Here is an 8068-nt window from a genome sequence, read left to right on the forward strand (position 1 = left end):
ATACTCCTGACGAGGAGTATTCATATTACTGGCTGTTTTTCGGCACGCTGTTGAGTTCTCAAAGAACACGCGCTCACCGCAGTCACATCAGCTTTACGCTGACTTACTTCCGGGGCTTGTGTTGCTGAAGCTTATTTGGTCCTGCTGACCGGTGTCAAATCGGCCTCTGAGAGGCTCTTCGTCTTCCGGTTTTGCCCCGCTCGTTCCGGTTGTGATTTCCGGCCCGTTCCGCGCTGGCAGAGAGAACATTACACAGGCCCGTTTCGATCTCCAAATCGGGGGGTACCTCACGCGGCCATACCGCCTCTGACCTGCGCATTCGTCACTCGGAGGACCGGATGGCGGTCAGCCTCCGCCCTTGACACCACGGCCGAGCCGGCGGTCCGTCGTGGCGCATCAGGCGGGCGTCGTTCTGTAGGTCTTAGCCACGACGTCAATCATGGACACATGTTCGACGTGCTCGTCATCGGTGGAGGCCCGGCAGGACGTGCGCTCGCTCGTGCGTGCGCACAGGAAGGTCTCAGCACAGCAATCGTGGACCGTCAGCCGGAACGGGTGTGGACAGCGACTTACGGCGCGTGGGCCGACGAGCTCCCGCACGGCACACCGATCAAAGCCACGAGCTCAGTGGTTCGCGTCTACGCGCGCGAGGAGCACTTGATCCCACGCACGTACGTCGTCCTCGACAACGCGCGTCTGCACGAACTCCCGGACACGGTCACTGTCCTCCCACGCCCAGTCGAGGCGCGGTACACGTTCAACGCCACCGGCGCGCGTAAAGGCCGTGCGGAGCAAACGGCCGTAGGAACGGTCATCGAGTCGGACAGCACCGAGACGACGTTGATGGATTGGCGCAACGGCGACACGTTCCTCTACACGGTCCCCCTGGGTGACAACCGAGTCCTCGTCGAGGAGACCTGTCTGGCCGGCCGGCCCGCGACGCCGCTCGGCGAGCTCCGCCGCCGTCTCCACACGAGGCTCACTCCCGGCGCGGAGGAGGAGCGGGTCCGCTTCCCCCTGGACGCGCCGAAGGCCGACGGTCTCGCGTTCGGCGCGAGCGCGGGCTTCATCCACCCCGCCACCGGCTACAGCGTCGCCACGTCGCTGAACCTGGCGCCGAAGGTCGCTCAGGCCGTCAAGGCGGGAGAGGACCCGCAGCGCGTCATCTGGTCGCGGAAGGCGCGGGTCGTGCACGCCATGCGCCGCCGCGGGCTGGAGGCGCTCCTGCGCATGGACACCGAGGAGACGCGGGACTTCTTCGAGATCTTTTTCCAACTCGACGCGAATCATCAGCGCGCCTACCTCTCCGGTAGAGAGGACGTGAAAGGAATGATGGCGGCCATGCTGGCTTTGTTCGGCGCCGCGCCGCGCGGGCTGAGGGCGAAGCTGATCTTTTAGCCAACTCCCGGCGTGAGCTGGGGATCACCGAGCGCAGCCGCACTGTGGCGTCTCGCCGCCGGGCTCGTGAACACCTGGTTAACCCCCTTGGTGACAAGTCGTTCGCACCGGCACGATAAAAGGCGTGCCCGCATTGCTGGATGACGTCAGGTTCGCCTTCCAGCCGCTGTTCAACCTGAACACCGGGGGCGTCGTCGCGGTGGAGGCCCTGGCCCGGCCGCACGACGGCAGCGTGCAGGATCTCCTCCAAGCCGCCTTCCAGGCCGGTCTCCTGGCCAACGCCGACGTCGGACTGGCGTGCCGCGCCATCCGGTCCGCGGCCGACTTCGACCTGATGCTGCCGCTGCACGTGAACCTCCTCGCGCTCACGATCGCGGACAAACCCGAGGTCATGGGCCCGCTCTACGGCGCGCTCCGGGACGCGCGGCGCTCCCCCGACAGCATCGTCATCGAGATCGGCGAGCCGTACTCGCGCGCCAACCGCGGTCGTCTCGCCCGCGGGATGCAGACGTTGCGCAACAACGGCTTCCGCATCGCGCTCGACTGCGTGGGCGAGGGTGACGTGCCGCTCGGGCTGCTGACCAGCGCTTCCCCCGACTTCATCAAGCTCGACCGCGAGATCGTCCGCTCGTTGCCCGGTGACGCCGCGAGGGGCGCGCTGGTGCGGTCGCTGGTGCACCTCGGCGAGTACACGGGCGGTCAGGTCGTCGCCGAGGGCGTCGAGACCGAGGCGGAGCTGACGTACCTGCGCAGACTAGGAGTGGGGCACGCGCAGGGCAGGTACCTCGCTCCCCCGCAGCGGCGCCCGGCCGTGAACGCCCGGATCGCGCCCGAGGCCGTCACGGAGACCGGCGAGATCCGGCGCAGCGCCACCGGCCCCAGGGTCACCGACTTCCTGCACCCCGCGACGACCTTGCCCGAGAACGCCACGAGCGAGGAGGTGCGCGAGATCCTCGCGACGCAGCCGTCGATCACCGGTGTCGTGCTGGTCGACGACGAGGGGCGCCCGCGGTGGTCGGTGGACCGCAACCGGTTCCTGATCGCGGTCACCGGGCCGTACGGGCACGCGTTGCACGCCAAGCGCGAGGCGGCGCGTCTCGCGGACAAGCCGCACATCATCGGCACGGAGGCGTCGGCGCTCGACCTTCTCGACGTGGTGGCTGGTGCGAACCGTGAGCGCACCAACGACGACCTCATCGTCGTGGACCACAACGAGCGGTGCATGGGCGTCGTGCGTGTAGCGGACGTGGTTCGTGGTGTGGCTGAGCTCAAGGTGGAACAGGCGGCCGCGTTGAGCCCGCTCACGCGTCTGCCGGGCAGCGACGCCGTGGCGAAGGAAGTGGAGCGGCGCATCGGGGCCGGCGAGATCTTCGCGATCTCGTGGCTGGACGTCGACGGCTTCAAGCTGGTCAACGACACGGTCGGGTTCGCGGCGGGTGACGACCTGATCCGCGAGATCGGGCACGACCTGGCGGACCTCGCGCACGCGTTCCCCGGTGTGCACGTCGGGCACGTCGGCGGCGACGACTTCCTGATTCTCGCCGGGCTCGACGAGACGGTTCCGCTGAGTGCGCGTCTGCTCGACAAGCCATACACGGCGGAGGGACGACACGTGACCCTCTCTCTTGCGACCCTTATCTGTGCCCCGGGGTCAGTGGGGTCGTATCGCGAGGTGTCGCGGTTGCTGGCGCCAGTGAAGGAACACGCGAAGTCGCTCGCCGGGTCCAGCTGGGTCATGGGCCGGCCGGGCAGCGATCGACGCGACGTGCTGCGCGGTGTCGCGCAACGAGCGGTGAGCTGACAAGTACAACCAAACGCCTCCTGTGCGGCCCTTCGATTACTCATAGCATCGAGGGCGCTACTCAGTGCACTGGAGGTTCGGCGTGCAGGTCGGCAGCAGAGCTCAAGCGGTACCCGCGCAACGCACGAGCATGGATGGCCTTCTCACCGTTGGTGTGGAAGAAGAATTCGTCCTCGTCGAGGCCTCCACGGGTCATTTGGCCAACCGTGCCAACGAAGTGCTCGCCGGAGCCGACCGATTCCAGGTGGACCTGCAAGAGGAAATCGCGCAGTACCAGGTGGAATCGGCGAGCGGCATCTGCACCGACATGGGCGTGCTGCGCGAGGAGCTGGCCACCGCGCGCCGTGCGCTGATCGAACGGGCCGCGCGCCACGACGCCCGGCTCGCCGCGACCGGGACACCGGTGCTGGGGCTGACGATGCCCACGCCGCTGACGAACTCCCCGCGCTACCACCGGATGGCGCAGGAGATGGGCGCGCTCACCAACGACCTCGCGATCTGCGGCTGCCACGTGCACGTCGGCCTGCCCGACGACGAGTCGAAGATCTTCGTGAGCAACCACCTGCGCCCGTGGCTGCCGGCGTTGCTGGCACTGGGCGCGAACTCGCCGTACTGGCTCGACCGCGACACCGGCTACGCGAGCTGGCGGTACGTGGTCTGGAACCGTTGGCCCACTTCGGGTGCGCCGCCTCACTTCGACAACGCCACCGAGTACTACACGGCACGGGATGAGATCGTCGCGAGCGGCGCGGCGATCGACGCGGGGATGCTCTACTGGGACATCCGCCTCTCCGCACACCACCCCACGCTCGAGCTGCGGGTGTCCGACGTCGCGCCGACGGTCGAGGAAGCGGTTCTGATGGCCGCGTTGGTGCGCGGAATCGCTGCCACCGCACTGAGTTCTGGCACGGTGCCCGTTCCGATCCCGCCGCACCTGCTGAGGGTCGCGCTGTGGCGTGCGGCGCGCGACGGCCTGGAGGGCTTCGGGCTCGACCCGGTGACCGGTGCGCCGACACCGATGTCGACGATCGTGGCGTCGTTGCTGCGGTGGATCCGCCCGGCACTGGAGTTCGCCGGCGACTACCAGATGGTGAGCGACGCCATCGACAGGCTGCTGCTCGACGGCACGGGAGCGGCTCGCCAGCGCCGTGCGTTCGCGCGGCGCGGCCGGCTGGACGACGTCGTGGGCCTGCTGGTCGCGCAGACGGCGCCGGTCTGAACTGCGGACCGGTCCGGACGGGCGGATGCTGGGGTCCTTCGGAAGGAGGACGTCGTGACGACAGCACGCGAGATCATGCACCCCGGCGTGCAGTGCGTGGGCGAGGACGCGAACCTCGTCGAGGCGGCCAGGATGATGCGGGACCTCGACGTCGGCTCACTGCCGATCTGCGGCAAGGACGACCGGCTGCACGGCATCATCACCGACCGCGACATCGTGACCAGGGCCGTGGCCGCCGGTCTGGACCTGGAGAAGACGACGGCCGGCGAGTTCGGGTGCCACGTCCACTGGGTGGACGCCTCGGACCCCGTGTCGCAGGTGCTGAAGACCATGGAGGACCACCAGATCCGGCGGGTACCGGTGATCGAGGACCACCGGCTGGTCGGCATGGTGTCGGAGGCGGACCTGGCGCGGCACCTGCCGGAGGGCCAGCTGGCGTCGTTCGTGGAACGCGTCTACGCCTGACCGTGTTCGAGTACCGGGTGTCGCCTGACGCCCTGGCCAGCGGCGCTTCGGCGAGGCGGCGGGCGAGTCCGGGGATCAGGCGCTCCCCGGCCAGTTCCGGCGGCACGAACTCGTAGGACCTCAGCTCCTCCGCCTGGAGCCGGATGGGGTCGCGGGTGGTGAGCGTGCCGCCGTCGAAGATGAACAGGACGCGGTCGTGGCCGTCCTGGGGCGCCCAGTCGGCCACGAGCAGACGGCCGGGCTCCCGCTGGAGGCCGAGCTCTTCCTCCACCCTGCTGATGTGATCCACGAGCACTTCGCAGTCGGTCGTCCCGCCAGGATTCGAACCTGGGACCTACCGCGTATCAGACGGACGCTCTCACCGGGCTGAGCTACGGGACGGGTGGAAGACGAGGGTGTCGAACCCTCCAGGGCGATCTTGCAAGGATCACCTGCGCGCCGGCGCGTCCCCCTTGTTCGGTTGTGTCGTACCCCTACCAGGATTCGAACCTGGACCGGACGCGTTCTGAGCGCGTTGCCTCTTCCGTTGGGCCACAGGGGCGAGCGATCGCTTTGTTTCCGCACCGACGGAAGGAGTCGAACCCTCGGGAAACTGTTTTGGAGGCAGTTCCGCTTCCGAAGCTCGTCGGCATTCGCTGACAGGGCAAAAAAGAAACCGCCCAGGTTTCCCTTGGGCGGCTCCGAGGTCATGACCTGGGGATCAGGTCATGGCGTGGAGCCCCACGCCAGCGCCAGCAGACCGCCGGCGATGAGGGCGAGAATTCGCCATCCCGCAAGCTCCGCCTTGGCAAGCATGTCTTCCTCCGGTTGATCCGAGTCGGTCGTGATGAGATCAAGCTATGTGACGGTTGCGCGGCTGTGCAACGCATTTAAGGCGGCTCTCACCCTCGTTCCAGATAGTGGATCCGCCTTTCGGTGACGCGCACGGCGGGTGTGCGCGAGGCCTGAACGGCGAAAGGCGCGCACCCCGGAAGAGGATGCGCGCCGTTCAGGCGAAAGCCGTATCAGACGGTGAAGCCGAGCGCCCGCAGCTGCTCGCGGCCGTCGTCGGTGATCTTCTCCGGGCCCCACGGCGGCATCCACACCCAGTTGATGCGGAAGTCCGACACCAGGCCACCTCCCGTGCCGCCGGTCAGGGCCGCTCGGGTCTGGTCCTCGATGACGTCGGTCAGCGGGCAGGCCGCCGAGGTGAGCGTCATGTCGATGGTGGCGACGTTCTTGTCGTCGACGTGGATGTCGTAGACGAGGCCGAGGTCGACGACGTTGATGCCCAGCTCGGGGTCCACGACGTCGCGCATGGCTTCTTCCACGTCGTCCAGTGCGGCGACGTCAGCCTTGGGCTCGAAGACCGGCATGCCTTCGGCTCCCCGGACCACTTCTTCGGTGCTCATGCTGCTCCCTGGCTCCGTGCTACTGCGTCTTTGAAGGCCATCCAGCCCAGCAGCGCGCACTTCACGCGCGCCGGGTACTTCGCGACACCGGCGAAGGCGATGCCGTCTTCCAGGACGTCCTCGTCGGGCTCCACCTTGCCGCGGCCCTGCATGAGCTCGACGAACGCGTCCATCTTCTCGAACGCCTCACCCACCGGCTTACCCACGACCAGGTCCGTCAACACCGAGGTCGACGCCTGGCTGATCGAGCAGCCCTGGCCGGCGTACGAGACGTCCTTCACGACGTCGTCGACGACGTGCACGCGCAACGTCACCTCGTCGCCGCAGGTCGGGTTGACCTGGAACGACTCGGCGTCGTACGGGTCGCGCAGGCCTCGGCCGTGCGGGTTCTTGTAGTGGTCCAGGATGATCTCCTGGTACATCTGCTGGAGCTGCATCAGGCCACCCCGAAGAACTTCTGCGCCTCGCGGACGCCGTCGACCAGCGCGTCCACCTCGTCCATCGTGTTGTACAGGTAGAACGTCGCGCGCACCGACGACTGGGCGTTCAGGCAGCGGTGCAGCGGCCACGCGCAGTGGTGGCCGACGCGCACGGCGATGCCCAGGCTGTCGAGCACCTGGCCGGCGTCGTGCGGGTGGACGCCCTCGACCTCGAACGGCACGGCGCCGCCCCGGGCGACCGCGTCCTGCGGGCCGATCAGGCGGACACCCTTGATGCCTGAAAGACCTTCGAGCGCCGCGACGGTCAGCGCGTGCTCGTGGGCGTTGATCCGCTCCATGCCCACGACCGAGAGGTAGTCCACCGCGGCACCCAGGCCGACGGCCTGCGACGTCATCGGCGAACCGGCCTCGAAGCGCTGCGGCGGCGGCGCGAACGACGAGCCCTCCATCTTCACCAGCTCGATCATCGAGCCGCCGGTAATGAAGGGGGGCAACGCCTCCAGCAGCTCACGGCGTCCGTAGAGGACACCGATGCCGGACGGGCCGAGCATCTTGTGGCCGGAGAACGACGCGAAGTCGACGCCGAGCGCGTGGAAGTCGACCGGGCTGTGCGGGACGGACTGGCACGCGTCCAGCACGGTCAGCGCGCCGACCTTCCGCGCCGCCGCGACGAGCACGTCGACCGGGTTGATCACGCCGGTCACGTTCGACTGGTGCGTGAACGCGACGACCTTCGTGCGCGGCGTGATCACGCTGTCCACATCGGACAGGTCGAGACGACCGTCCTGGGTCAGCGTGAACCACTTGAGGGTCGCGCCGGTGCGCGAGGCGAGCTGCTGCCACGGAACGAGGTTCGCGTGGTGTTCCATCTCGGTCACGACGATCTCGTCGCCGGGGCCGACCACGAAGCGCGAGGCCTCGGGGCCGGACGTGGCGGCGTTGCCCATCGCGTACGCCACGAGGTTGAAGCCCTCGGTGGCGTTCTTGGTGAACACCAGCTCGCCGAAGTCGGCGCCGACGAAGTCCGCGATGCGCTGACGCGCACCCTCGTACTCGTCGGTCGCTTCCTCTGCCAGCTGGTGGGCGCCCCTGTGGACAGCGGCGTTGTGCTGTTCCAGGAACGCGCGTTCCGCGTCCAGAACCTGCGCCGGGCGTTGCGAGGTGGCGCCGGAGTCCAGGTAGACCAGGCGCTTCCCGTCACGAACGGTGCGAGACAGGATCGGGAAGTCCGCCCTCAGGGCGGCTACGTCCAATGGTGCTGCGGTGGTGGTCACAGCGCCTCCTCTCAACACCTGGTAACGCTAGGAAAGGGCTGCGGCTTCCTTGGATCCGGTGTACTTCACGTAACCCTCGG

Annotated in this window: 8 protein-coding genes and 2 tRNA genes; 4 read left to right on the forward strand and 6 right to left on the reverse strand. The window is 67.9% G+C overall.

Annotation, left to right across the window (positions count from 1 at the left end; translation table 11 throughout):
- Positions 1–447: 447 nt before the first annotated feature.
- A complete protein-coding gene (locus VM306_RS29290) occupies positions 448–1398 on the forward strand; it encodes a lycopene cyclase family protein (RefSeq protein WP_325520905.1) in 951 nt (316 codons plus the stop codon).
- A 124-nt stretch (positions 1399–1522) separates the two neighbouring features.
- Complete coding sequence (locus tag VM306_RS29295) at positions 1523–3199, forward strand: GGDEF domain-containing protein (RefSeq protein WP_325520907.1); 1677 nt, start codon at positions 1523–1525, stop codon at positions 3197–3199.
- A gap of 61 nt (positions 3200–3260) precedes the next feature.
- Here the strand turns inward: VM306_RS29295 and VM306_RS29300 are convergent, their stop codons facing one another.
- Positions 3261–3395: a hypothetical protein gene (locus tag VM306_RS29300; RefSeq protein WP_325520918.1), complete on the reverse strand. Its 135-nt coding sequence runs from the start codon at positions 3393–3395 to the stop codon at positions 3261–3263.
- Between VM306_RS29300 and VM306_RS29305 the strand changes: the two genes are divergently transcribed.
- Complete coding sequence (locus VM306_RS29305; protein WP_325520909.1) at positions 3330–4418, forward strand: glutamate--cysteine ligase; 1089 nt, start codon at positions 3330–3332, stop codon at positions 4416–4418. The two genes, VM306_RS29300 and VM306_RS29305, sit on opposite strands and share 66 nt — an antisense overlap.
- A 54-nt stretch (positions 4419–4472) precedes the next feature.
- Positions 4473–4883 carry a CBS domain-containing protein gene (locus VM306_RS29310; RefSeq protein WP_325520911.1) on the forward strand — a complete coding sequence of 137 codons (411 nt, stop codon included), beginning with the start codon at positions 4473–4475 and terminating at the stop codon, positions 4881–4883.
- 306 nt (positions 4884–5189) lie between these two features.
- On the opposite strand, the gene VM306_RS29315 is transcribed toward VM306_RS29310, so the two are convergent.
- The 5 genes from VM306_RS29315 to VM306_RS29335 all read right to left on the reverse strand — a co-directional run bounded on the left by VM306_RS29315 (position 5190) and on the right by VM306_RS29335 (position 7988).
- Positions 5190–5264: transfer RNA gene (locus VM306_RS29315), tRNA-Ile, on the reverse strand.
- 87 nt (positions 5265–5351) lie between these two features.
- Positions 5352–5424, reverse strand: a tRNA-Leu gene (locus tag VM306_RS29320).
- 463 nt (positions 5425–5887) lie between these two features.
- Positions 5888–6274 (reverse strand): metal-sulfur cluster assembly factor, encoded by a 387-nt coding sequence (locus VM306_RS29325; protein WP_285641334.1) that lies wholly within the window; start codon positions 6272–6274, stop codon positions 5888–5890.
- Positions 6271–6711: a Fe-S cluster assembly sulfur transfer protein SufU gene (gene sufU, locus VM306_RS29330; protein WP_325520914.1), complete on the reverse strand. Its 441-nt coding sequence runs from the start codon at positions 6709–6711 to the stop codon at positions 6271–6273. The genes VM306_RS29325 and sufU overlap by 4 nt, the downstream gene beginning before the upstream one ends.
- The gene (locus tag VM306_RS29335) at positions 6711–7988 is read right to left on the reverse strand and encodes a cysteine desulfurase (protein ID WP_325520916.1); all 1278 of its coding nucleotides are present in this window, start codon (positions 7986–7988) and stop codon (positions 6711–6713) included. The genes sufU and VM306_RS29335 overlap by 1 nt, the downstream gene beginning before the upstream one ends.
- Positions 7989–8068: the final 80 nt, after the last annotated feature.

The sequence above is a fragment of the Lentzea sp. genome, assembly GCF_035525475.1.
GTDB lineage: Bacteria > Actinomycetota > Actinomycetes > Mycobacteriales > Pseudonocardiaceae > Lentzea.